The sequence below is a fragment of the Yoonia ponticola genome, from assembly GCF_014199395.1.
Classification (GTDB): domain Bacteria; phylum Pseudomonadota; class Alphaproteobacteria; order Rhodobacterales; family Rhodobacteraceae; genus Yoonia; species Yoonia ponticola.
Map to the genome: position 1 here is coordinate 212,719 of NZ_JACIJM010000003.1, position 23,435 is coordinate 236,153.

21 protein-coding genes and 1 tRNA gene are annotated in these 23,435 nt (G+C 57.3%); 10 read left to right on the plus strand and 12 right to left on the minus strand.

Going from position 1 to position 23,435, the window contains the following annotated elements:
* The first annotated feature begins 2 nt into the window (after nucleotides 1-2).
* On the plus strand, nucleotides 3-968 hold the full coding sequence (locus tag FHS72_RS06115; RefSeq protein WP_183527131.1) for a glucokinase: 966 nt from the start codon (nucleotides 3-5) through the stop codon (nucleotides 966-968).
* Here the strand turns inward: FHS72_RS06115 and FHS72_RS06120 are convergent.
* From FHS72_RS06120 to guaB, 3 genes are all read right to left on the minus strand, one after another.
* Nucleotides 965-3,292: an ATP-binding protein gene (locus FHS72_RS06120; RefSeq protein ID WP_425511110.1), complete on the minus strand. Its 2,328-nt coding sequence runs from the start codon at nucleotides 3,290-3,292 to the stop codon at nucleotides 965-967. The genes FHS72_RS06115 and FHS72_RS06120 overlap by 4 nt on opposite strands.
* Nucleotides 3,293-3,376: 84 nt before the next feature.
* Nucleotides 3,377-4,546, minus strand: a complete 1,170-nt coding sequence (locus FHS72_RS06125) for an RsmB/NOP family class I SAM-dependent RNA methyltransferase (RefSeq protein WP_183527134.1) — start codon at nucleotides 4,544-4,546, stop codon at nucleotides 3,377-3,379.
* A 70-nt stretch (nucleotides 4,547-4,616) separates the two neighbouring features.
* Nucleotides 4,617-6,065 carry an IMP dehydrogenase gene (gene guaB / locus FHS72_RS06130; RefSeq protein ID WP_183527137.1) on the minus strand — a complete coding sequence of 483 codons (1,449 nt, stop codon included), beginning with the start codon at nucleotides 6,063-6,065 and terminating at the stop codon, nucleotides 4,617-4,619.
* A 152-nt stretch (nucleotides 6,066-6,217) separates the two neighbouring features.
* On the opposite strand from guaB, the gene FHS72_RS06135 reads away from it, so the two are divergent.
* From FHS72_RS06135 to FHS72_RS06155, 5 genes are all read left to right on the plus strand, one after another.
* The gene (locus tag FHS72_RS06135) at nucleotides 6,218-6,877 is read left to right on the plus strand and encodes a hypothetical protein (protein WP_183527140.1); all 660 of its coding nucleotides are present in this window, start codon (nucleotides 6,218-6,220) and stop codon (nucleotides 6,875-6,877) included.
* A 140-nt stretch (nucleotides 6,878-7,017) separates the two neighbouring features.
* Nucleotides 7,018-9,057, plus strand: coding sequence for an ASKHA domain-containing protein (locus FHS72_RS06140; RefSeq protein WP_183527144.1), 2,040 nt, complete (start codon nucleotides 7,018-7,020; stop codon nucleotides 9,055-9,057).
* 215 nt (nucleotides 9,058-9,272) lie between these two features.
* Nucleotides 9,273-9,346: transfer RNA gene (locus tag FHS72_RS06145), tRNA-Gly, on the plus strand.
* Between the two features lie 38 nt (nucleotides 9,347-9,384).
* Nucleotides 9,385-9,735, plus strand: coding sequence for a RidA family protein (locus FHS72_RS06150; RefSeq protein WP_183527147.1), 351 nt, complete (start codon nucleotides 9,385-9,387; stop codon nucleotides 9,733-9,735).
* A gap of 16 nt (nucleotides 9,736-9,751) precedes the next feature.
* Nucleotides 9,752-10,207, plus strand: a complete 456-nt coding sequence (locus FHS72_RS06155) for an acyl-CoA thioesterase (protein ID WP_246414526.1) — start codon at nucleotides 9,752-9,754, stop codon at nucleotides 10,205-10,207.
* Here the strand turns inward: FHS72_RS06155 and pgi are convergent.
* From pgi to zwf, 3 genes are read right to left on the minus strand one after another with little or no spacing between them, the layout of a single operon-like run.
* Entirely contained in the window at nucleotides 10,204-11,802 is a 1,599-nt protein-coding gene (gene pgi / locus FHS72_RS06160; protein WP_183527154.1) for a glucose-6-phosphate isomerase, read from the minus strand. The genes FHS72_RS06155 and pgi overlap by 4 nt on opposite strands.
* A gap of 3 nt (nucleotides 11,803-11,805) precedes the next feature.
* The gene (pgl, locus tag FHS72_RS06165; protein ID WP_183527157.1) at nucleotides 11,806-12,477 is read right to left on the minus strand and encodes a 6-phosphogluconolactonase; all 672 of its coding nucleotides are present in this window, start codon (nucleotides 12,475-12,477) and stop codon (nucleotides 11,806-11,808) included.
* Between the two features lie 4 nt (nucleotides 12,478-12,481).
* Complete coding sequence (gene zwf / locus FHS72_RS06170; RefSeq protein WP_183527159.1) at nucleotides 12,482-13,933, minus strand: glucose-6-phosphate dehydrogenase; 1,452 nt, start codon at nucleotides 13,931-13,933, stop codon at nucleotides 12,482-12,484.
* 294 nt (nucleotides 13,934-14,227) lie between these two features.
* Between zwf and FHS72_RS06175 the strand changes: the two genes are divergently transcribed.
* Nucleotides 14,228-15,220, plus strand: coding sequence for an LLM class flavin-dependent oxidoreductase (locus tag FHS72_RS06175; protein WP_183527161.1), 993 nt, complete (start codon nucleotides 14,228-14,230; stop codon nucleotides 15,218-15,220).
* A 43-nt stretch (nucleotides 15,221-15,263) separates the two neighbouring features.
* On the opposite strand, the gene FHS72_RS06180 is transcribed toward FHS72_RS06175, so the two are convergent.
* The 6 genes from FHS72_RS06180 to FHS72_RS06205 all read right to left on the minus strand — a co-directional run bounded on the left by FHS72_RS06180 (nucleotide 15,264) and on the right by FHS72_RS06205 (nucleotide 19,882).
* Nucleotides 15,264-15,848, minus strand: a complete 585-nt coding sequence (locus tag FHS72_RS06180) for an HNH endonuclease (protein WP_183527163.1) — start codon at nucleotides 15,846-15,848, stop codon at nucleotides 15,264-15,266.
* A 162-nt stretch (nucleotides 15,849-16,010) separates the two neighbouring features.
* Entirely contained in the window at nucleotides 16,011-16,778 is a 768-nt protein-coding gene (locus tag FHS72_RS06185) for a GGDEF domain-containing protein (protein WP_183527165.1), read from the minus strand.
* A gap of 53 nt (nucleotides 16,779-16,831) precedes the next feature.
* The gene (locus tag FHS72_RS06190) at nucleotides 16,832-17,500 is read right to left on the minus strand and encodes an alpha/beta hydrolase (protein WP_183527167.1); all 669 of its coding nucleotides are present in this window, start codon (nucleotides 17,498-17,500) and stop codon (nucleotides 16,832-16,834) included.
* Nucleotides 17,497-18,114, minus strand: coding sequence for a DNA-3-methyladenine glycosylase family protein (locus FHS72_RS06195; RefSeq protein WP_425511114.1), 618 nt, complete (start codon nucleotides 18,112-18,114; stop codon nucleotides 17,497-17,499). Before FHS72_RS06195 ends, FHS72_RS06190 begins: the two co-directional genes overlap by 4 nt.
* Nucleotides 18,114-18,842 (minus strand): cobalt-precorrin-6A reductase, encoded by a 729-nt coding sequence (locus FHS72_RS06200; RefSeq protein ID WP_183527169.1) that lies wholly within the window; start codon nucleotides 18,840-18,842, stop codon nucleotides 18,114-18,116. Before FHS72_RS06200 ends, FHS72_RS06195 begins: the two co-directional genes overlap by 1 nt.
* A complete protein-coding gene (locus FHS72_RS06205) occupies nucleotides 18,839-19,882 on the minus strand; it encodes a cobalt-precorrin-5B (C(1))-methyltransferase (protein WP_183527171.1) in 1,044 nt (347 codons plus the stop codon). Before FHS72_RS06205 ends, FHS72_RS06200 begins: the two co-directional genes overlap by 4 nt.
* Before the next feature lie 96 nt (nucleotides 19,883-19,978).
* Between FHS72_RS06205 and cobA the strand changes: the two genes are divergently transcribed.
* The 3 genes from cobA (at nucleotide 19,979) to FHS72_RS06220 (ending at nucleotide 23,435) form a co-directional block, all read left to right on the plus strand.
* A complete protein-coding gene (gene cobA, locus FHS72_RS06210; RefSeq protein ID WP_183527174.1) occupies nucleotides 19,979-20,833 on the plus strand; it encodes a uroporphyrinogen-III C-methyltransferase in 855 nt (284 codons plus the stop codon).
* A gap of 64 nt (nucleotides 20,834-20,897) precedes the next feature.
* Nucleotides 20,898-22,151, plus strand: coding sequence for a cobyrinic acid a,c-diamide synthase CobB (locus tag FHS72_RS06215; RefSeq protein ID WP_183527177.1), 1,254 nt, complete (start codon nucleotides 20,898-20,900; stop codon nucleotides 22,149-22,151).
* A gap of 45 nt (nucleotides 22,152-22,196) precedes the next feature.
* Entirely contained in the window at nucleotides 22,197-23,435 is a 1,239-nt protein-coding gene (locus FHS72_RS06220; protein WP_183527181.1) for an MFS transporter, read from the plus strand.

Below are 23,435 nucleotides of genomic sequence, written 5' to 3' on the forward strand. Positions count from 1 at the left end.
TTATGACACATCCCCAGAATAAATATGCGCTGGTCGCGGACATCGGTGGCACTAATACGCGGGTCGCGCTTGCTGACGGAACGCGAGTTTTGCCTGATACAATCCGGCGTTACGCCAACATGAACTTCGCGGGCTTAGAGCCTGTTCTACAACAATACTTGTCTGAAGAAGGTGATGTCTCACCCATCGCTACCTGCGTCGCAGTGGCTGGTCCGGTTCAAGACGGGCAAGCCACAATGACCAACCTCGATTGGACAATGACAAACGCATCGCTGGCCGCCGCGACCAATGCGCCGACCGTTGCGATTTTGAACGATCTGCAGGCGCAGGGCTATGCGGTCGGGCATATTGCTGACGAAAACCTTGATACGGTTCTTGCTGGTGATGCGGCGAAACCAACTGCTGCGAAATTGGTCGTTGGGGTTGGCACCGGATTTAACGCCGCCCCCGTGATCGAAAGCGCTGGGGGGCGTGTTGTCCCGCCATCCGAGAGCGGTCATGTGACACTGCCGACGCTAACGCCTGCCGACCGAGACCTCGCTGATTTTGTAGCGCAAATTCATGGATTTCCGTCTGTCGAAGACGTCCTGTCCGGCCGCGGCATTGAGAATGTTTACCGCTTTGTCACCACGCAAAAAGGCACACCCGCACAAATGAAGGCGCAGGCGATCATGGCTGCTTGCGATGCGGGCGACGCCGATGCGTTGGAAACTGTGGCGATTTGTGTGCGCATGTTGGGGGCCGTCTGTGGCAATCTCGCGTTAACGCTATTGCCTTTTGGTGGGATCTATTTGGTTGGCGGCGTGTCGCGTGCCCTTGCTCCGCACCTCGAAAAATGCGGGTTTGCAGCGGCATTCCAAGACAAAGGCCGCTTTGCCGACTTCATGCAGCAGTTCCCGATTTCGGTGGTCACTGATGATTATGCCGCACTGACGGGGTGCGCCGCCTACCTCGCGCAGATCGATTAATGTAACTGCCCCTGCACGGTGTTTGTCAGGTCGTTTAACGAGAACGGCTTGGGCAAGAATACCGAGTTCGGTATTTTCGTTTTGCCGTCACCGAACGCATCCTCGGCGTAGCCGGACACAAAGACGACCTTTGTATCTGGCCTGTCGCACAAGGCTTCGCGCACCCACGTTGGGCCGTCCATGCCCGGCATAATCACGTCCGTCACAAAAATATCGACGTTCAAATCGGGGTCGGACAGCAATTGCAACGCGGCCTCTGCGCATTCAGCTTCAATCACTGTGTAGCCACGCAAACGCAAGGCGCGAGACGCAAAGGCCCGCACGGGTGCCTCGTCTTCGACCAACAACACCACACCGTCCGACGTGGAGGTGAGCGGCGTCGGAACCGGCGCTTCGTGCTGGATGACATCGGCGATGGGCGCGTCGTGATGCGGGAACAACAGCGAAAATTGCGTGCCGCGCCCGACTTCGCTATCCGCGAAAATGTAGCCGCCGGTTTGTTTGACGATGCCGTAGGCTGTCGACAGGCCGAGGCCGGTGCCTTCGCCGAGACGTTTGGTGGTGTAGAACGGCACGAAAATCTTGGACATGATTTCGGGCGGGATACCTTTGCCTTCGTCGTTGACCTTTACCACAACATATTCGCCCGCAGGAACAAAAGCCCGGTCGCGTTCGATTTCACGGTCAAGGACTAGGTTCTCGGTGACAACTTGGATCGTGCCGCCGTCCGGCATGGCGTCTCGGGCGTTCACAACGAGGTTCATAAGCACCTGTTCTAGCTGCCTTTTGTCAGCTTTGATCGGTGACAGATTTGGATCGTGGTTCAGCGTGAGCGTTACTTTTTCCCCAACCAAGCGGTTCAGCAAATGCGTCAAGTCAGAGAGCGTATCGCGCAGATCAACGATCTCTGGTTGCAGGTTTTGCTTGCGTGAAAACGCGAGTAATTGCCCGACGAGGCTGGCCGCCCGGTTCGCATTTTGATGAATTTGTAGCAGGTCGCTATAATCTTGATCGCCTTGGTCATGGCGCAGCAACAACAGGTCGCAATGCCCTGATATTGCTGTCAAAAGGTTGTTAAAGTCATGAGCCACGCCACCTGCCAACTGGCCAATTGCATGCATTTTCTGGCTTTGAACGAACTGTGCTTCGAGCGATTTTAACTCGGTTACATCGTTCAAAACAGCGATCAAATGCGCGTCACTATCAACGCCGACTGCGTTCAAGGTCACTTGAATCACGTGGTCTTGGCGGTCACCTTTTCCTTGCAAGAATTGCGATGCTTGCCCTTCTTTGTTCTCGAATATTTCCTTGACCCAATCGTCTACCGGACGGCCAAGTCCGTCGAGCATTTCCGTCATGCGGCGGTTTTCGGTGGATTGCACGCCCAACAACATCCGTGCCTCGCGGTTGGATTCAATAATATCGCCTTTGCCGGACACTTTCATAAGCGGTACGGGCAGGTCTTCGATCACGCTCCAGCTGGTGGATACTTGTTTCTCCGTCCACGGCCCGATGGTGGTGGGTGGCGCTGGTAGCGCGTAGATTTCGCGGCGACCGGGTCCGCCTGACACCTCGGCCACGATGCAATCGACGGTGCCGCCGGTGGTTTTTATGCGGTGCAGATCGCCGGACCGGATCGGATCAGGCCCAAAAACATCTGAAACGGCGCGAGGTCTGCATTCCAATAGCCGTCGAAATGCGTCGTTCAAAAACAGGATTGCCCCGCTTTTTCCCACGGTCATCATCGGCAAGGATAGCGTCGCGGATGCCCGTTCTGTTTTCGCGCTGGCCTGTGCAAGGTCATCAAAGCGCCACAAGAACATCATTGGGCCGACGCGCGCCACGGACAGGCGGTATTGCCCTGCGCGCGTGACGATATCCTCGCGGGCAGAGGCCATCGTGATCGCCCGTGATTGCAAGCGGTACAGCACCGCATCGGGGTTCGCGATCACCGTGGCGAGCCGCGCCGCCAAAGATTCATCTGATGTCTCGGTAAATCGTTCGTTTGCCGCGTCGTTCGCGTAGGCGATCACGCCGTCAACATCGGTCAGAAACGCGGGGTTCAGGTCGTTGCTGACCAGTAATGGCACGGCTTCGCTAAGTAGTCGCTGCCGTAAAATCACCCGTCGCCGCGCCAATATGCCCATGACCGCCAAAATGCCCAGTGTGATCGCGGACACCATGAGGCCAAGTTCCACGACAAGGTCCGGCACCATGAATGATGCCCCCAGCAGAAACGGGATCGGGAACGCCAAAAGGACGGGATGCATCGCATGCGCCCAAAAGCTTTCAAACCCTAAAGGTCGCTTTGCATTCGCTTTCACGCGGATCCCTTCCCGATTCAATCTTCTACCTAAGTATCAAATCCAAATTAACTAAAAGTTAACAGAAGTTTTCGCGTCCCGCTTCTACTCAGATTTAGTGAGTTTACACAGGAAAAAGCCATCAGAGGTGTCGCTTGGCATTAATCGCAACGTATCTTGCGCGGTCCATTCGGGGTGATTTTCGGTGAACCGCGTGATAACCGCGTCGTTCTCGTTTGAGAACACCGAACAGGTCATATAATAAAGCGTGCCGCCGGATTTAACGTAGCTTGCAGCGTCTACAATAACGTCGCCTTGTAGTGCGTTGAAGTTGCTTAATTTATCTGGCGTGAATGACCACTTTTCTTCGGGATTACGCCGCCATGTGCCGCTACCACTACACGGTGCGTCAGCGATCACGACGTCATAGATTGCCGTCAGCACATCAGTCGTCACAACGTCGATTTGCACGCCTGCGCGGTCTGCACGGGGTTCGATATCTTTGGTCCGCTGTGTCGCCACGTCGTGTGCCGTCACGGCACAGTCGAATTGGTCGGCAATCGCGAGCGCCTTGCCGCCGCCGCCTGCACAATAATCCAGCACCTGTGCCCCTTTTGGCACGTCCATCGTTGCGACCGCGATCTGCGATGCCGCGTCTTGGACTTCGACCAAGCCGCTCTCGAAGGCCTCGGACAGCTTCACGCGGCGCGGGTTTGTGTCGACCTGCAAGCAGCCTTCCTGCGTGGGGTGTGCGCTGACGGTGATGTTCTCGGCGGCGAGTGCGGCAATCGCGTCCTTCACCGTCCCGCGCCGTTGGTTTACCCGCAGATAAAGCGGTGCGCGGTGGCGTAATGTTTCGGCGGCTGCGACCGCTGCGTCGCCCAGATCGGCTTGCCACACGGGCCAGAGCCATGCGGGTAGATCAACCGCGTCATGGTCCGAAATTCCGGGGTTTGCGGCCAGATGTGCCGCCTCGTCGTCGGTCAATGCGTCTGGCGCGTGACCTTCACCTGTGAACATCGCTGCAGGATCGCCGCCGTCGCTGGCAAACAAACCGATCATCAAGCCGCGTCCCGTCAAGCTACCGCCAAGTGCCGCACATGATCCGCGTTTGCGCAGCGCATCAAACACCAGATCGCGCAGTGCCGCGCGGTCTTTGGAGCCTGCAAAGCGGCTGTTGCGCCCCCAATCGGACAAAGCTTTTTCAGCCGTCCGGTCTGTCAGGATATCATCAAGTACGGTGATCGCAGCAGCGACGCGAGCGGCAGGTGTCATCGGGTATCCGTTATATTATGTGGGTGATATCCACGCCAAACATGTGTTTAGCGTGGATATGCGTCTGGACCTAACCGATCCGGTAGTTCGGGCTTTCGCGGGTGATTTGCACGTCATGCACGTGGCTTTCTTTCAGACCAGCGCCCGTGATTTTCACGAATTTACAGCCTTTGCGCATGTCGGCTACCGTCGCGTTTCCGGTGTAGCCCATTGCAGCGCGCAAGCCGCCAACCAATTGGTGCACCACGGCGGAGGCGGACCCTTTGTAAGGCACCTGCCCTTCGATACCTTCTGGCACGAGCTTGTCGCTGGCTGCGTCTTTTTGGAAATACCGATCCGCTGATCCGCGTGCCATCGCGCCAAGCGACCCCATGCCACGGTAGGATTTGAATGAGCGGCCTTGGTACAAGATCACTTCGCCCGGGCTTTCGTCCGTGCCTGCGATCATGGACCCGACCATCGCGCAGGACGCGCCTGCGGCGATTGCCTTGGCGAAATCGCCAGAGAACTTGATGCCACCATCAGCGATCACCGGAATGTCGCCCGCTGCTGCGGCGCAATCCATGATGGCCGTTAGCTGCGGGACACCGACGCCTGCTACCATACGGGTCGTACAGATTGATCCTGGTCCGATGCCGACTTTGACGGCGTCTGCACCTGATCCGATCAACGCGGTTGCCGCCTCGCCTGTGGCGATGTTGCCCGCAACAATCTGGACGTCGCCTGCGATCTTTTTGACACGTTCCACGGCCAATGCGACGCCTTCGGAATGCCCGTGCGCGGTGTCGATCACGATCATATCAACGCCTGCATCAATCAACGCTTCGGCCCGCTCAAAGCCGCTGTCACCAACACCAGACGCCGCGGCGGCGCGCAGACGCCCAAGATTGTCTTTACATGCGATTGGGTTCAGTACCGCTTGTTCGCTGTCTTTGAGCGTCAGAAGGCCCGTTAGGTTGCCAGCGTCGTCAGTGATCAAGAGCTTCTCGATCCGGCGCGCTTGCATCAAAGATCGTGCTTCGTCCAGATCAGCGGGTTCGCGTAGAACGGCCAGATCATCGGATGTCATCATCACGCTGACCGGCGTATTTTCATCTTGTGCAAACCGCATGTCACGGTTGGTGACAATGCCAACAACGCGCCCGTCTGGACCCACAACAGGAAAACCTGTGATCCGGTAGCGTTCCATCAGGGACCGCGCATCGGCAAGCGTTTGGTTGGGCGTCAGTGTCACTGGATTGTAGACCGTACCAGAGACAAAGCGTTTGACGCGCCGGATCTCTTTGGCTTGCTCAGCGATGCTAAGGTTTTTATGAACCACGCCCATGCCGCCTGCCTGCGCCATGGCGATTGCCATTTTGGACTCGGTCACTGTGTCCATTGCAGAGGACAGTAGCGGTATGTTCATCGATATGGATTTTGTGACCTGTGTGCGGGTGTCCGCAGTTGACGGCAGCACACTAGATGCCCCCGGCACAAGTAGTACATCATCAAAGGTCAGCGCCTCGCGAATCTCCATCGTCGTCTCCTTGGACATGGCATCGTTTGACACGGCCCTATCGCATGGATGTGACATAATCAAAAGAGGCAAAACGGGGAATGTCGCTTGTGGTCGCGTGATTTACTGACCATCAACGCCGGATGAACGCAAACGAACCAGTGAAACCAGACGTGAAACAGCGCCCCTCGTGGCGGCGTGCGCTCTGCTGGGTTGCTGGATTCGGGCTATGTGTTTTTGTGCTACATCTGATTTTGAACTGGTCGATGGATTTTGTCAGCGGGATGAACGCGATGTCCGGGTCCGGGGCGATGATCGGGCTGATCGCGGTGAGTTTGGTGATTTACGCCTTGCTGATTGCGACACCGTTTATGCCGGGGATTGAGGTCGGTATCGCGCTGTTGATGCTCAAAGGCGCATCGGTGGCCCCGTTTGTTTATCTCGCGACAGTCGTGGGGCTGATGGTGGCTTATGTGATCGGGCAGACAATTCCGCTGGCGTGGTTGCATAAGGTCTTCCGCGATTTGAGATTGAAAAAAGCCTGCGCATTTATTGACCGGATCGAGACAACGCCCCCTGCCGAACGGCAAGCCGCCCAACGTGCCTTGCTGCCTGCGTGGCTGGCAAAGCTGACGATTGACTACCGCTATGCGACGATTGGGCTGCTGCTGAACGTGCCCGGCACGTTTGCGATTGGCGGCGGTGGCGGCATCCTGATGGCCGCAGGTCTGTCGCGCCTGTTCAGTGGCTGGGCGATCTTCGTGACGCTGCTGGTGGCCACCCTGCCCGTCCCGCTGGTGGTTTGGGTGATGGGTGTGTCGGTGCTGGGTTAAGGCACTATGTCACCGACGCCTGAGCGAAATGGCCTGCACCAAATCGAAAAATGCCGCTACGCATAATCATTATGACGGTATTGGCCATTCCGATCCCCGTCGTTGCGCGGTAGCCTGTGGCTAACAATACAGGCGGCACCATGACCAAAGATCCTCTCGTTATTTTCACGCCTTCGGGCAAGCGCGGCAATTTTCCGGTTGGCACACCGATCCTGACGGCCGCGCGTCAGCTTGGCGTTGATCTGGATTCGGTCTGTGGTGGCCGTGGGATTTGCTCAAAGTGTCAGATTGCGCCGTCGTTCGGTCAGTTCTCGAAACACGGGGTGACGGTGGCGGACGATGCCTTGTCCGAGTGGAACAGCGTGGAACAGCGATACGACGACATTCGCGGCTTGGCCAAGGGGCGGCGTTTGGGCTGTCAGGCCAAGGTGCAAAAGGACGTAGTCATTGACGTGCCCGAGACCAGCCAAGTCCACAAACAGGTCGTGCGCAAACGTGCAGAGGCTCGCGATATCACGCTGAACCCTACCACGCGGCTGTATTACGTCGAAGTCGAAGAGCCGGACATGCACGACCCGTCTGGCGATCTAGAGCGCCTGATCGTGGCGCTGCGACGCGATTGGGATTTGCCCGACTTAGAGGCTGATTTGACGGTGCTGAAGGCGCTGCAACCTGCGCTGCGCAAGGGCCAATGGAAAGTCACTTGCGCCGTGCATCTGGGCGACGACACATTTGCGCCAAGGATCATGCAGGTCTGGCCCGGCTACTTTGAAGGCGCGATCTACGGGCTGGCCGTGGACCTTGGATCGACCACAATCGCGACCCACTTGTGCGACCTGCACAGCGGCGAAGTTGTGGCGTCTTCGGGCATTATGAACCCGCAAATCCGCTTTGGCGAAGACCTGATGAGCCGCGTCAGCTATTCGATGATGAACGCATCAGGCGCGGTTGAGATGACCACCGCCGTGCAAGAAGGCATGAACGCGTTGTTCACCCAGATCGCCTCTGAGGCGCAGATCGACCGTAACCAAATTATGGACGCGGTGTTTGTGTGTAACCCTGTGATGCACCACCTGTTTTTGGGCATCGACCCGTTTGAATTGGGGCAAGCGCCTTTTGCTTTGGCCACATCGGAATCCCTGTCGCTGCGCGCGATAGAGCTGAACCTCAACATCCACCCCGCCGCCCGCATCTACATCCTGCCCTGCATCGCGGGACACGTGGGCGCGGACGCGGCAGCGGTGGCATTGTCAGAGGCACCGGACAAGTCCGAAGACCTTGTGCTGGTTGTGGACGTGGGCACCAACGCGGAAATCCTGCTGGGCAACAAAGACAAGGTGCTGGCCTGTTCATCACCCACCGGACCCGCATTTGAAGGCGCACAGATCAGTAGCGGCCAACGGGCAGCACCGGGTGCGATTGAGCGGGTCGAGATTGATCCGGTGACAAAACTGCCGCGCTTCAAGGTGATCGGATCAGACCTGTGGTCCGACGATCCCGACTTCGCGAAAGAAACCGCAAGCACAGGCGTCACTGGCATTTGCGGGTCCGGCATCATCGAGATGGTCGCGGAAATGCGGATGGCGGGGATTGTGGACGCGCCCGGCTTGATCGGGACGGCAGAGCAAACCGGATCGCCGAACTGTTTCACCGATGGCCGCACGCAAAGCTACCTCGTGCATGATGGCACCGCGACAGGCGGGCCGAAAATCACGGTCACAAACCGCGACATCCGCGAAATCCAGATGGCCAAGGCGGCGCTCTATTCCGGCGCACGCTTGCTCATGGATAAATTCGGGGTCGATAACGTGGATCGCATCGTGCTTGCAGGGGCATTCGGGGCGCATATCTCGCCCAAACACGCGATGGTGCTGGGAATGATCCCAGACGCACCGCTGGACAAGGTCACATCGGCAGGCAACGCGGCAGGCACTGGGGCGCGGATCGCCCTGCTAAACCGCGACGCACGGGCCGAGATTGAGGACACAGTGCATAAAATCCACAAGATCGAAACCGCGATAGAACCGCGGTTCCAAGAGCATTTTGTGAACGCATCGGCCATTCCCAACGCGGTTGAACCATTCCCGATTTTAAACTCGATCGTCACGCTGCCCACCGCGACACATAACACGGGCGGCGGGGGTGAAGACGGCGGACGGCGGCGCAGGCGGCGGGGTTAATTCAGGGGCCTACATGAGGGGCCAAGCTGGCGGCGCGATGTACAATGAGGCCAGCCCCCAAACGCCACGTGTATTGGTATTGGGGGCCAGCCCCCAAACCCCCGGGATTTAAAGAGCCAAAGAAGCAAAAGGCCCTCGCCCGTCGTTATCGTCAGTGACCTGCGTCGTTTTCGCGTTGACGGCATTCGCGGGCTTAGCTATTTCAATCCTAGCGCGCGGGTATGGTGAAAAGGTATCACGAAAGCTTCCCAAGCTTCAGTTACGAGTTCGATTCTCGTTACCCGCTCCAATCCCTTCCCGCATCATCTTTGACCAAAGGAAGACACCATGTCAGACATTACTCGTATCGATTCCGGCCCACGCATGAGCCACGCTGTTGTTCACGGCGGGGTTGTTTATCTCGCGGGCCAAGTTGGCGTCGAAGGCGCCTCTGTGACAGAGCAAACAAAGGCTGTTCTCGACAAGATCGACGCCCTGCTGGAGAAAGCCGGCACAGACAAAACCAAAGTGCTGACAGCCCAAGTTTGGGTTGCCAATATCGCCACCGATTTTGCCGATATGAACGCTGTTTGGGACGCTTGGGTCGCCCCTGGTCACGCCCCTGCGCGCTGGACTGGTGAGGCGAAACTAGCCACGCCTGGTTACTCTGTCGAGATCATCGTCACAGCGGCTGTCTAAGGTGACACTCCCGTTTTTGACACCATTGACCGAGGACCAGTTGCGGGCGCAGGACGTGCCTGCGCCTTGGTCTTTCGGCATGGCTGACCGTGTGCGTTTTGGTGAAATCGATGTGCTTGGTCACGTCAACAACGCCGCTTATCTGCGCTGGTTCGAAAATCTACGGATTCACTATTTCGAGGTTTACGGGGTTGCGACCTACGACCATATCCCACCGAAAATTGTGTTGCGAAACATCAGCTTGGACTTCAAAGCTGAAGTAAAACTGAACGATACTTATGTGCTGACAGGCCGCACGGTCGAAATGCGCACGAGCAGTTTTACCATGCATTATGGCGTTTATGTGCGTGGTGTTTTGACAACCACAGGCACTGCCGTGATCGTCAATTTGAACCAAGACAACACGAAACGTCCCCTCGCCGACAGTTTGCGCAGCACCTTGGCGCTGCGCGATGGTACTGTGCAGCTTTAGACGCCGTGTTTTTGCAGAAAATCGACAAGGGCGGCGGTTGAGCCGTCCTTGTTATCAGTCCCCGCCGTGCCCTCGACAACGGGTTGCAATGCAGTGGCGAGTTCCTTGCCCAATTCAACGCCCCATTGGTCGTAGGAATTGATGCCCAGTACCACACCTTCGACGAACACACGGTGCTCATAAAGCGCGATCAGTTGGCCTAAGACAAACGGCGTCATCTGCGGATAAGCGATTGTCACCGATGGCCGATTTCCGGGGAAGACGCGGTGTTTAGCTTGGCGTTCCAGCTCGTCACCGTCGAATTTAACCGCGACCTTTGCACGGGCCTCGTCCAATGTGCGGCCTGTCATCAAAGCTTCGGATTGTGCAAGGCAATTGGCGACCAAAAGCTGATGTTGGTGGTGTAAATCGTCTTCGTGACCACGTGCCGCGACCAAGAACTCGCAAGGCACCACCCGCGTGCCTTGGTGGATCAATTGGTAGAACGCATGTTGGCCGTTGGTGCCCGGTTCGCCCCAAACAACAGGACCGGAATTGACCGTCAGATCAGCCCCGTCCATGCTAACGCCCTTGCCGTTGCTTTCCATCTCAAGTTGTTGAAGATAGGCCGGTAAGCGGTTGAGATTGTTATCATAAGGAAGAACAGCCCGCGTCGCATAGCCGCAAATCTGGTTGTGCCAGATGCCCACAACGGCGAGCAATGCAGGCAGATTTTCGGACCAATCTGCGGATTTGAAATGTACGTCCATGGCTTGGGCGCCGCGCAGGAATGACTTGAACGCATCCGCCCCAATGGCGATCATCAGCGACAGGCCAATCGGCCCCCACAACGAATAGCGACCGCCGACCCAATCTTCAAACCCGAACACCCGCTCTGGCGCGATGCCAAATGCTGCGGTTTTGTCTTCGGCGGTGGAAAGTGCCGCGAATTGTGCGCCCGTGTCGGTCACGACCTCGGCCATCCACGCTTGCGCCGTGCGGGCGTTGGTCATGGTTTCAATCGTGGTAAAGGTTTTCGACGCCACGATCACCAGCGTCGTTGCGGGGTCACATGTGCGTAAAACGCCAGCGATATCAGCCGGATCCACGTTGGAGACAAAATGGCAGCGCGGCTCGTTGTGATAAGGTGCAAGCGCATTCACTGCCATGGCAGGCCCAAGGTCAGAGCCGCCGATGCCGATATTGACCACATCCGTGATCTTGCCGCCCTGCCCTGTGAACGCACCGCTGCGCACGTCTTCTGCAAAGGCGGACATGTTGGCGAGCGTCCGCAACACATCGGGCATCACGTCTTTGCCGTTTACCATCACCGCGTCGCCATCAAGGTTGCGCAAAGCGGTGTGCAGCACGGCGCGGCCTTCGGTTTCGTTGATCGCCTCGCCTGCAAACATCGCGTCGCGCTTGGCGGTGACACCTGCGGTTTCGAGCAGATCAATCAGCAGATCGCGTCCGGTTTTGTCGATATTGGTCTTGGCGTAATCCAGACGCATATCGCTGGCTATGACGCTGAAATCATTGGCTCGGTCCGCGTCTACCAGTTCAATAAACTTGCGATCTGCGACCGTCGCGTGATGCTTTTTAAGTGCGTTCCACATGTCTTATGCCTTTGCCCAGTGGACCATTGTCCCTTGCAAGATTGCCGCAACTGGCGCGTCCTCTGGCATCATGCCGGACGCTTTTTCCAAAGCTGCGCGTTTCTCGTCGCCGATGATCACGATGTGCCGTCTGATCGCGCCATTCAGCACGCTGGCGGACAAGGTCACGCGCGGTTCAGGCGCACCGGGCGCGCGCATTGGCACTAAGGTGGCGTCAGTCGTTAATGCCTCGTTCAGCTTGTCGGCGCCGGGGAAAATGCTTGCGGTGTGCATGTCTGCGCCCATCCCGAGCAACATGACCGAGATCGGCAAGTGCGGCGCGATGGCGTCGGTGAGGCCCGGAATGCCCTCTTCTGGGGTCTCAAACGGCGCGTAAAGCGGCAGATATTCCGCCGCCGCGGCCTTTTCGATCAACAGCCGTTCCCGCAACAAGCGTGTGTTCGACCGGTCGGATGTTTCCGGCACCCAGCGTTCGTCCGTCAACAGCACGCTCACCCTTCCCCAGTCCAAATCGACGCCACAGAGCGCGTCGAAAATCGGACCCGGTGTGGTGCCGCCCGGCACGGCAAATGACGCGCGGTCGTGGGTCAGCAATGCGTTTTTCAACTCGCCCGCCAAGACGTTGGCCAAGTCGATCATCATCATTTCTGCGTCAGGGTATTCGGTGAATTCCATCGGTCTATCCTTTGATTTCACGCCATTTTCTGCCGTCACGGTGCAGCAGCATCAAGGCGTCGTCAGGCCCGCTTGATCCGGCGGAATAGGTTTTAGGCACGTCGTTGCGCGCTTCCCAGCCTTCAATGATTGGGTCGGTCCAACCCCATGCGGCTTCGACTTCGTCGCCACGCATAAACAAAGTCTGGTTGCCGCGAATGACATCCATAATCAGGCGCTCGTAGGCGTCCGTGACCTCGACATCCGAGTCGCCAAGCGCCTCTGCGAAGGTCATATCAAGCGGCACGTTAACCAAGCGCATACCGCCCGGACCCGGTTCCTTGATTGTCACCTGAAGGTCGATGCCTTCGTTGGGTTGCAGGTGGATTGCGAGAATATTCTGCTGCTCTTCTTGGCCCTCAAAAATCGAGTGGCCAAGAGGTTTGAACACAACAGCAATTTCAGAGGTCCGCGCCTTAAGCCGCTTGCCGGTCCGCAGGTAAAACGGCACGCCGGACCAGCGCCAGTTCGAAATGTGGCACTTCATCGCGACAAAGCTTTCGGTGTGGCTGCGCGGGTTTTCCGCGTCCTCGCGATAGCTGGGTCCGTTCGCGCTATTTTCGTATTGCCCGCGCACGATGTGGTGCGGCATAATCGGCTCTAACGCACGGATAACTTTGAGTTTTTCGTCACGGACCTCATCCGCGCCAAATTGCGACGGTGGTTCCATTGCAATCAAGCAGAGCAACTGCATGAGGTGATTTTGCACCATATCACGCATCGCACCGGACTTGTCGTAATATGAACCACGCCCGCCAACACCGACGGTTTCAGCGACCGTAATCTGGATGTGATCGACGTAATGGTTGTTCCAAAGCGGCTCGAACAGCACGTTGCCAAAGCGGACAGCCATCAAGTTCTGAACGGTTTCTTTACCAAGATAATGGTCAATGCGGTAAATCTGGCCTTCGTCGAAATGTAGCGCCAGCACGTCGTTCAGTTTGCGCGCACTTTCCAGATCGCGGCCAAACGGCTTTTCGACCACAATCCTGCTGGTTGCTGACGCGATTTTGTGGCGGTGCAGGCGTTCTGCCAAATCGCCGAACAAAGACGGCGCGACCGAGAAATAGAAAGCTTGGACAACGTCGTTGCGGACCAATTCAGCCAGTTCGACCCAACCACCCTCGCCTTTTGCGTCAATTGGCACATATTCAATCTGCGCCAAAAATGCGTCTAAGCCGTTGCTGTCTTGGGATTCTTCGCCGCCAAATTCCAAAATCGCTTCTTTGATCATGGTGCGGTAGCCGTCGGAATCGATGTCAGAGCGTGCAGCCCCGATGATCCGCGATTCAACTGGCATTTGCCCTGACAAATATCGCCGGAACAAGCCGGGTAGAATTTTTCGACGGGCTAGGTCCCCTGTCCCACCAAAGATGACAAGATCAAAATCCTCGACCGGAATCACGCGCGCGACCATAGTATGCCCTTTTCAATTTCCGTTAGCGCTAACGTGTTCCGTTTAGCCGCCACTTGATGTGAAGTCTAGCAATCACTGTTACGAGCATCGCTGTTTTCGGTATCATCGACCCTAAGCCTTTGATTTCATTAAAACGACAGCCTTTTGACGGGTCATCGCGTTTTGGTCAGGTTAGCATCAATCTTCCCGATGTGGCAAACGCCAACCCTCCTGAGCCACCCGAATTTGGTTAATTTCTGCTGATATCTTGGCTTTGTACCGCGCGGTACATAGGTGAGCGGAAAGGAACTCGTTATGCAAAAATTCTCACTTCTCGATCTGTCGCCCATCCCCGAAGGCAAAACCGCAGCCGACGCGCTTGCGAATACCGCGGACTTGGCCGTGGCCGCTGAAAATGCTGGCTATCACCGTTTTTGGTTGGCCGAACATCACAACATGCCCGGAATTGCTAGCGCCGCCACGTCTGTTGTGATCGGTCATGTCGCGGCTGCAACCAAAACGATCCGCGTTGGTGCGGGCGGTATTATGTTGCCGAACCACGCCCCGCTGATGATCGCAGAGCAATTCGGGACGCTGGCGACGCTATTCCCTGACCGGATTGATCTGGGATTGGGCCGCGCACCCGGCACGGACATGGCGACCGCGCGGGCATTGCGGCGACACATGGCGCCGGACGATACGTTCCCAGATGATGTGCAAGAATTGATTGGTTATCTCCAAGATCCAACGGGCGCTGCGGCTGTTCGTGCGGTTCCGGGCGAAGGGACAAATGTCCCTGTTTGGATCCTTGGGTCCAGCCTCTATGGTGCGCAGCTCGCCGCGTATCTTGGGTTGCCCTATGCGTTCGCGTCGCATTTTGCGCCGGATATGTTGGAACAGGCGATTTCAATTTACCGCTCGACCTTCAAACCGTCAGCGACATTGGCCAAGCCGTATGTGATGGTTGCGGCTGGCGTTTGTGCCGCAGAAACCGAGGCCGAAGCAGATTACCTGCGGTCGTCGCAATACCTCGCGTTTGCGAATTTACGTACTGGTAAGGCTGGAAAATTACCGTTGCCCGTTGAGAATGTCGAAACGCAAATACCGCCGCAGGTCCTTGCACAGGTCAAACATGCGTTGTCATGTTCCGCATCAGGCACCGCCGATATGGTTCATGCGCAGTTGAAAGGCTTGATCGCCAAATATCAGCCTGATGAATTGATGGTGACGGGTATGATCCACGATCCGGCGGCGCGGATACGGTCGTTTGATATCGCGGCCAAAGCGTTGAACGACCTGCAGGCCTAATTGTGGGCTAGGATTTTCCGGTACTGGCGTGGATTGACACGATTTATGCTTCGAGTTCCGCATCCCAGTACAGGAAATCCAACCAGCTTTTGTGCAAGTGGTTTGGTGGGAATTTGCGTCCGTTGTTTTGTAGCTGACCTGTTTCCGGTTGGCGCGGCGGTTTGCGTAGTTTCATGCCCATTTGTTTCAGGCTTTTTGACCCTTTGCGCAGATTGCATGGGCTACATGCGGCGACCACGTTTTGCCATGATGTAATGCCACCGCTGGCCCGTGGAATCACGTGATCGAAGGTTAAATCGCCTTTGCTGCCGCAATATTGGCACCGGAATTCATCGCGCAAGAATAGGTTAAAGCGGGTGAAGGCCACCGTCCGTTGTGGTTTCACATAGTCGCGTAGCACGACCACCGACGGAATTTTGATTTCGGTAGAAGGGCTGTGCACCACTTCTTCGTATTCCGCGATGATATCCACGCGGTCGAGCCACGCTGCTTTTACCGCGTCTTGCCAAGGCCATAGCGACAGTGGGTAATAGGATAACGGCCTGTAATCGGCATTCAGCACAAGCGCCGGAAAATGCTTGAGGTCCGCTGCATCACGCACAAAGTTGGTTCGAAAGTCGCCGTTCATGGTCAAAATCATCCCTGCTCTGTCGCCCGGAGGTGCAGAGCGGGAGCCCCGCTCCGGCCGCATATCAAAACTATATCTAGTGTTTTCCAAAGGGCAACGCCCAATTGATCATCCAGATATCACACGCATGATCGCAGTTGGTGACAGTGTTATGACGCGTGGTTAACCGACGGCACGCCGGATCGCGGATTTTTGCGGATCAGGGGACGCTAGGTCGCGGGAAAGTCCCATCGCATATTGTTTTCGCCCGCCCGCTTTGGCCTGATAAAGCGCGATGTCAGCCGTGTGAAACGCCCGTCGCGTTTCTAAATCGTACCCCACCTGCGTTATACCCGCAGAGGCCGTGATCCTGATACTGTCATGGCCGTCAATCGGCACATCAATGCCGTTACAGATCGTCGTGACCATCGCCTGAACCGCAGCCAAGTCGGTATTTACGAACAAAATGCCGAATTCCTCGCCGCCAAGGCGCGCACAACGTCCCCCATCGGGCAGAACAGCGCGCATGTGCTGCGCCATAGCGACCAGACAATCATCGCCAACGTCGTGCCCAAAGGTATCATTGACCCCCTTAAACTCGTCCAAATCCAGCAGGACAAGCGTATGCCCCCGTTTCAGATGGGCCGGAAGATGATCCATAAACCAACGCCTATTGGGCAATTGCGTCAGTTGATCGGTTGTGGCCTGCAAATACAGACATTGTTGCAGCGTATTCAGATACTGGATCAAAAACAGTGCTAAAATGCTCATCGGCAACGCCGTGAACGTGGCCGTTTTAAGGTTGTATGCAAAGGTATTTGCATCCGCGACGCCGAATGACAGCACCGCCCGCGTGTGGTTCATGGCCCCACATAACACCACAAAGAAAACAAGCTTGAAAAGGAAATCAAGCTTGTTCCGAGGTGCAATAATCTTGACGAACCGTTGCATGTGCACACCTTAAAAGATCAACGCAGGTATAGCGCACATAGATTTCGTTTCCGTTAACTCACGCCAAGCCGTTCTTGCATAAATGCCAAGGCGACTTGCAGCCCGTCGGGTGCGATGCCGTGGCCTGTGCCTTTCATGACGTGGGCGTAGACTTCTTTCCATCCGGCTGCTTGCAAGGCTTCGGCGGCTTCGGGCAGTGATTGCGGCGGTAGTACGTCGTCTTGGTCACCGTGGATCAGTAGCACGGGCGGTTTGCATTGTACTTCGTCGATCAGCAATTCAGGCTCTAACAGGCGACCGGAAAAGGCCGTGATCCCTGCCACGGCATCTTCGCGGCGTGGCAGCACATGCAGCGCCATCATTGTGCCTTGGCTAAAGCCGAGCACCATGACTTGTTCTGGCAGCAAGTCTTCATCGACCATCACACCGTCGAGAAATGCGTTCAAATCAGCTGCCGCGTTTTCCAGACCTGCCTTGGATTCTTCCTCAGATGATCCGTCGATCCACGGAATCGGGAACCACTGGAAACCCATTGGCGATCCTGCGCAATCTTCTGGCGCGTCGGGCGATAGGAACAGTGTGTCTGGCAGATGTTCGGCCAATGGATCGGCCAGCCCCAAAAGGTCGGCTCCATTGGCCCCGTAGCCGTGCAAGAAAACAACCGCTGATCTGATTTCGCCTGAAACCGGCTCGCGCCGTCCTGCTGTAAGTGCCCGTGTCATCTGATGCCGTCCCTTTGTTTGATGTCTGCGTAATACGCCCATAGCAGCCGTGCCGCAACCGATCGCCAAGGCGTCCACGCGGCCGCCATTTTGCGCAGGTCTTTTTCCTTTGGGCGCTCTGGTAGTGCGAACAGATCTTGTGCTGCGATTTGCAGAGCTAAGTCCCCTGCCGCGAAAATATCAGGCCGCCCAAGCGAGAATTTCGCGTAGATTTCAGCGGTCCACAGCCCGATGCCTTTGACTGCCGTGAGCGTTTTTATCACCTCCGCATCCGGCAAGTCGCGCAGGCCCGCGTAGTCGATCTGCGCCTTGGCGAGCTCATGAGCATAAAGCGCCTTTTGACGGCTGAGCCCTAAGGCGCGTAGGTCGTCGGGCGTCGCGGTCACCACGTTTTCGGGCTGATCCATCCCCGCCTCTACCATCCGCGCCCATGTTGCATTGGCCGAGGCCACACTGACTTGCTGGCCAAGGATCGCGGACATGACTTGACCAAAGCCTTCGGGTCTGAGGCGCAGGGGTAATGGGCTGAGCATTTCTGCGACATCGGCAAAGCGCGGCTCGATTTTGCATAATGCCCCTAGCCCCGCCGCCACATCTGCATCGCATGTAATGATCAAAGTGCTGCAGCCCACGCCAGCGCGTCATCCACAGTTTCAACTTTGGGGCCATCCGGCATTGGCGGTCTACGGATCATCAGCACGGGGATATTCAAGTCACGGGCCGCCACGAGTTTCGTGCGACTACGTTCGCCGCCTGCATTTTTAACCACCAGCCAATCAACGCCAAGCCGTTTAAACAAAGCGACTTCATCCGCAACAGGAAACGGTGGTCGCCCAACTAGGAATTCCCCACCGGCAAAGGGGAACGGCCCCGTCGGCGGATCAATCTGGCGGCAAATAATCCGGCAATCCGCGACATTTGCAAAGCGGTCCAGTGTTTGCCGTCCGGTGCCTAAAAAGACCGTTTGCCCCGCGATGAAATGCGCAGCGGCGTCTTCTTCGCGGTCGATCTGCGTCCAGTTATCGCCCGCCTCTGGTGTCCATGTGGGGCGTAGGAATTGGATATAAGGAAGGTTCGACTCTGCGCAAATCTGCGCCGTGCGGTCTGTGATCTGATGCGCAAACGGATGGGTCGCGTCAAGCACGGCTGTGATCCCCGCCTCTGCCAGATAGCTGCGAAAACCGTCAGCGCCGCCAAAACCACCGATGCGGGTTTCCAATGCCAATGGTTTGGGTGCGCGTGTGGCCCCAGCCAGCGATGCAATCGCGGTGACACCCGCGTCCGCGAGGCCGCGTGCGATGTCCTTGGCCTCGCCCGTGCCTGCCAGCAAAAGCAGCGTCATAGACCGGCCCGCCCGATAATGGCACCCGCGCGGTCGATCACGACGATGTCAAATTGCATAGCAGGGTATGCAGATTGGACGCGGGTTAAGGCTAAATCTGCGATCGCTTTTGCCAATGGTGGGCCTGCGATTGTGTATGCCTCTAACACGGTATTGGCGTCTTTTAACGCGGGTATGCCTGCCATGTCGGCCAGCGCTGCGAAATCCACCTGAGACCGCGACGAATGTAGATCAACGGCCCCTTGCGCGAGTTTGGTCAGTTTGCCGATTCCACCGCCGATCGTGACGCGTTCGATTGGGTTTTTGTTGAGGTATTTCAACATCCCCCCCGCGAAATCCCCCATATCCAGCATGGCGTGATCGGGTAGATCATAGAGCTTTTGCACAGTGGTCTCGGACGTCGCACCGGTGCAGCCTGCGACATGGGTCACGCCGCCAGCACGGGCCACATCAATACCGCGATGGATCGACGCGATCCACGCGGCACAGGAAAACGGGCGCACGATACCAGTAGTGCCAAGGATCGAAAGCCCGCCTTTGATCCCCAGCCGCGGGTTCCATGTTTTCTCGGCAATGACCGCTCCATTGGGCACAGAAATCTCGATACAAACATCAGGGGTCGCGGCATAATCTGCGGCGACCTCGCCCACCACATCATCCATCATCGCACGGGGCACAGGGTTTATCGCGGCCTCGCCCACGGCAATCGGCAGCCCCGCTTTGGTCACGATGCCCACGCCGTCGCCCGCACGAAACTGAACGCCGCCGTCAGAGACCGACACCTTGGCGATAATCAATGCGCCATGCGTCACGTCGGGATCGTCGCCTGCGTCTTTGGTGATGCCAACCGACACCCAACCGTCACCGCGATCTGAGATCGTGATCGGGGTCTCGAACACCTCGCCCTTGGGCAAAACAATCGACACACGGTCAGGAACGTCACCACCCCATAGCCCGATCAACGCGGCCTTAGTGGCAGCCGTCGCACAAGCCCCTGTGGTCCAGCCACGGCGCAACTCTCCCTTGGGTTTGCGTGTCATGCGCGCACTATAATCCGGCAAGCCCATGACGCCAATGCGCAAATAGAGGTCGCTTGATCTCTTTCCAAAACTGCAGCGTCACGGCATAAGCGGCGTATGACACAGACAATTTCCCTGCCCGCCCACGAATGGCCGCAACTTGAACCCGGATGGGTGTGGCTTTGTGGTGCCGGACCGGGTGATCCGGGGTTGCTGACGTTGCATGCACTGAACGCGCTGCGCCAAGCGGATGTGGTGATTTATGACGCGTTAGTGCAAGAGGCGATCCTTGATTGGGCCCCGCAAGCCGAGCACATCTACGCAGGCAAACGCGGCGGAAAACCGTCCGCAGTGCAACGCGATATTTCGCTGCAATTGGTGGAATTAGCCCGCGCTGGCAAACGTGTGCTGCGCCTCAAAGGCGGTGATCCGTTTGTATTCGGGCGTGGTGGCGAAGAAGCCCAAACCCTCGTCCAACATAACGTCCCCGTCCGTATCATTCCGGGCATTTCAGCGGGTATCGGCGGCTTGGCCTACGCCGGAATTCCAGTAACACACCGCGACGTGAACCAGTCGGTCACGTTCATCACCGGACACGACCAATCGGGTAACGCGACTGGATCACTGAACTGGCAAGCGATCAGCGATGGATCGCAAGTGTTGGTGATCTATATGGGCATGAAACATATCGCGCAGATCAGCGCGAAACTGATTTCAGCGGGACGCCCAAAATCCGAACCTGTCGCCGTGGTAACAAGTGCGACGACCACAGAGCAACGGGTGTTAGAGACAACACTTGGGAGCATCGTGGACGACATCGCGACGTCCCGAATGGAGCCGCCCGCGATCATCTGCGTCGGCGCATCCGTCTTGATGCGGCAAGTGTTGGACTGGCAAGGCATGGCCGCAGGCATCCCGCCGCGCAACCTCGATCCATTGGGGCGCGGTAAACCAGCCGAGTCCCCCTCGTGAGGTACGACCAAATTTTCGCGAAAATTTGTACGATTTTTCTAGAAAAATCGGCCCCCGTCGCCAGATGAGTTTTCTGATTGCAGCCCCCGCGTCCGGCTCTGGCAAAACCACAATCACGCTTGGCCTGCTGCGTGCATTGTCCCAAGATGGCATCACCCTGCGCGGCGCAAAGTCCGGCCCTGATTACATCGATCCACGGTTTCACGAAGCCGCTTGCGGTCAGCCCTGCCTGAACCTTGATGCTTGGGCGATGTCAGCGGATCGCATCCAATCTCTCGCCAGCGGATCGCCCTTGATCGTTGAAGGTGCCATGGGCTTGTTCGACGGTGCGCCGCCTGACGGCAAAGGCGCCTGCGCCGATCTGGCCCGCCAGTTGAACTTGCCTGTGGTCTTGGTCGTTGATGCGTCGCGCATGGCGCAATCCATCGCGCCCATCGTCAAAGGGTTCGCGATCCATGATCCCAGCATCACCATCGCGGGCGTGATCCTGAACAAAGTGGGCTCGCCGCGCCATGAGGCCATGCTGCGCCACGCCTTGCGCGACACGGGCATTTCCGTCATCGGTGCGATCCCGCGTAACACGGCGCTCGTTCAACCGTCGCGCCACCTCGGTCTTGTCCAAGCCCAAGAACGTCCCGATCTTGACCGATATTTATCGCAAGCCGCTGACATCGTGCGCGAGCATCTCGATCTGACTTTGCTGCCCAAGCTGTCGCCGCTGAGCGGAGCCCCCACCACACGGATCACGCCGCCGGCACAGTCCATCGCAATCGCACGCGATGCGGCTTTTGCATTCGCCTATCCGCATCTGTTGGATGACTGGCAATCTGCTGGGGCAACTATCCAGACGTTCTCGCCGCTCGCCAATGATCCTGTCCCCGCCGCTGACCTGATCTACCTGCCAGGCGGCTACCCCGAATTGCACGCAGCGCGATTGGCCAGCAACACACGTTTTCTGACCAGCCTCCAGACTGCCGCTAAAACCACCGACATCTACGGCGAATGCGGTGGCTACATGGCGCTGGGCGAAACGTTAACCGACGCCGATGGCCACCGCCACAAAATGGCGGGACTGCTCGCGCTCAACACGTCGTTTGCAAAACGCAAACTCCACCTCGGCTACCGCAGCATCACCGCATCCACTGGCCCCTTCGCCGGATCATGGACCGCGCACGAATTCCATTACGCGACAACCACGTCCGCCACAGGCCAATCGTTGTTCCAAGCGCAAGATGCAATGGGCGACACGCTCGCCGATATGGGTCTGATATCCGGCCGTGTCAGCGGGTCGTTTGCCCATATCATTGACCGCGCGTAACGCGGCCTCTGGACACCACCCAATCTCAAGTCTAACGAATATCGCATGACAGATATTTCCGATAGCCGCGCCAAGCGTAACGTAGCCGTTCTGGTAATTGCCCAAGCAATTTTGGGCGCACAGATGCCGATGATCTTCGTGATTGGCGGGCTTGCGGGCAGTATGCTGACGTCAAACCCGTGTTTGGCGACGCTGCCGATTTCGTTCATTGTGTTTGGCTCAATGACCACTGCGCCGTGGATCAGTCCGCTGATGCAGCGCCGCGGCCGACGGTTCGGGTTTATCATCGGGGCGCTGGGCGGTGCATCGGGTGCGGCGGTCGCGGCCTACGGTCTATATACACAGTCGTTCATGATCCTGCTGATTGGGTCATACCTCACGGGTATTTACATGTCCGCACAGGGTTTTTACCGTTTCGCAGCCGCAGATAGCGCGTCAGATACGTTTCGCCCCAAAGCGATTTCCTACGTCATGGCAGGCGGCCTCATGTCGGCGATTTTCGGGCCGCAGTTGAACAAACTGGTCAGTGATCTCTACGTTGTCCCGTTCCTCGGCACTTACATCGCAATCATCTTTTTGAACCTCTTCGGCTTGCTTCTGTTCTTTGGGCTTGATCTGCCCAAGGGCACCAATAGCACGCCCTCTGTGGCCATCGTCAAAGGCCGCTCGCGCCGCGACCTTTTGCGTGATCCGCGCATCGTCGTGGCGATCATCTGCGGCATGGTCAGCTATTCGCTGATGAACCTCGTGATGACCTCAACACCGCTGGCTGTTGTCGGCTGCGGCTTCACAGCATCGGACGCAAATGACATCGTTTCTGCGCATGTGCTGGCGATGTTTGCACCGTCCTTCTTTACAGGCCACCTGATTGCGAAATTCGGGGTCGAAAAGATCATCGGCACGGGCCTCGTGATCCTCGCCGGAGCCGGATCTGCCTCGCTCTTTGGCATTGAAATTGGCGGCGGCGATCCCGCCCTCTGGAGCTTCTATCTCGGGCTCATCCTGCTGGGCCTCGGTTGGAACTTTGGCTTCATCGGCGCAACATCCATGCTGGCCGAGGCCCACCGTCCAGAAGAACGCGGCGTTGTGCAAGGCATGAACGATATGCTGGTGTTCGGTTTTGTGACCATCGCGTCCATCGCATCAGGTGGCTTGATGAACTGCTCTGGCGGCACACCCGTCGAAGGCTGGACCGCGGTCAACTATGCAATGGTGCCGTTCTTGCTATTGGCGGCAGGGTCGCTGGGCTGGCTGGCGTTGCGCGGCAAGCAGCGGATCGACTGA

What these genes read in the sequence shown, in the direction of transcription:
- FHS72_RS06115 (WP_183527131.1), top strand. Translation starts at nt 3, where the DNA reads ATGACACATCCCCAGAATAAATATGCGCTGGTCGCGGACATCGGTGGC.
- FHS72_RS06125 (WP_183527134.1), bottom strand. Translation starts at nt 4,546, where the DNA reads ATGACACCTGCCGCTCGCGTCGCTGCTGCGATCACCGTACTTGATGAT.
- guaB (WP_183527137.1), bottom strand. Translation starts at nt 6,065, where the DNA reads ATGGAGATTCGCGAGGCGCTGACCTTTGATGATGTACTACTTGTGCCG.
- FHS72_RS06140 (WP_183527144.1), top strand. Translation starts at nt 7,018, where the DNA reads ATGACCAAAGATCCTCTCGTTATTTTCACGCCTTCGGGCAAGCGCGGC.
- FHS72_RS06150 (WP_183527147.1), top strand. Translation starts at nt 9,385, where the DNA reads ATGTCAGACATTACTCGTATCGATTCCGGCCCACGCATGAGCCACGCT.
- pgi (WP_183527154.1), bottom strand. Translation starts at nt 11,802, where the DNA reads ATGTGGAACGCACTTAAAAAGCATCACGCGACGGTCGCAGATCGCAAG.
- pgl (WP_183527157.1), bottom strand. Translation starts at nt 12,477, where the DNA reads ATGGAATTCACCGAATACCCTGACGCAGAAATGATGATGATCGACTTG.
- zwf (WP_183527159.1), bottom strand. Translation starts at nt 13,933, where the DNA reads ATGGTCGCGCGCGTGATTCCGGTCGAGGATTTTGATCTTGTCATCTTT.
- FHS72_RS06175 (WP_183527161.1), top strand. Translation starts at nt 14,228, where the DNA reads ATGCAAAAATTCTCACTTCTCGATCTGTCGCCCATCCCCGAAGGCAAA.
- FHS72_RS06180 (WP_183527163.1), bottom strand. Translation starts at nt 15,848, where the DNA reads ATGAACGGCGACTTTCGAACCAACTTTGTGCGTGATGCAGCGGACCTC.
- FHS72_RS06185 (WP_183527165.1), bottom strand. Translation starts at nt 16,778, where the DNA reads ATGCAACGGTTCGTCAAGATTATTGCACCTCGGAACAAGCTTGATTTC.
- FHS72_RS06190 (WP_183527167.1), bottom strand. Translation starts at nt 17,500, where the DNA reads ATGACACGGGCACTTACAGCAGGACGGCGCGAGCCGGTTTCAGGCGAA.
- FHS72_RS06200 (WP_183527169.1), bottom strand. Translation starts at nt 18,842, where the DNA reads ATGACGCTGCTTTTGCTGGCAGGCACGGGCGAGGCCAAGGACATCGCA.
- FHS72_RS06205 (WP_183527171.1), bottom strand. Translation starts at nt 19,882, where the DNA reads ATGACACGCAAACCCAAGGGAGAGTTGCGCCGTGGCTGGACCACAGGG.
- cobA (WP_183527174.1), top strand. Translation starts at nt 19,979, where the DNA reads ATGACACAGACAATTTCCCTGCCCGCCCACGAATGGCCGCAACTTGAA.
- FHS72_RS06215 (WP_183527177.1), top strand. Translation starts at nt 20,898, where the DNA reads ATGAGTTTTCTGATTGCAGCCCCCGCGTCCGGCTCTGGCAAAACCACA.
- FHS72_RS06220 (WP_183527181.1), top strand. Translation starts at nt 22,197, where the DNA reads ATGACAGATATTTCCGATAGCCGCGCCAAGCGTAACGTAGCCGTTCTG.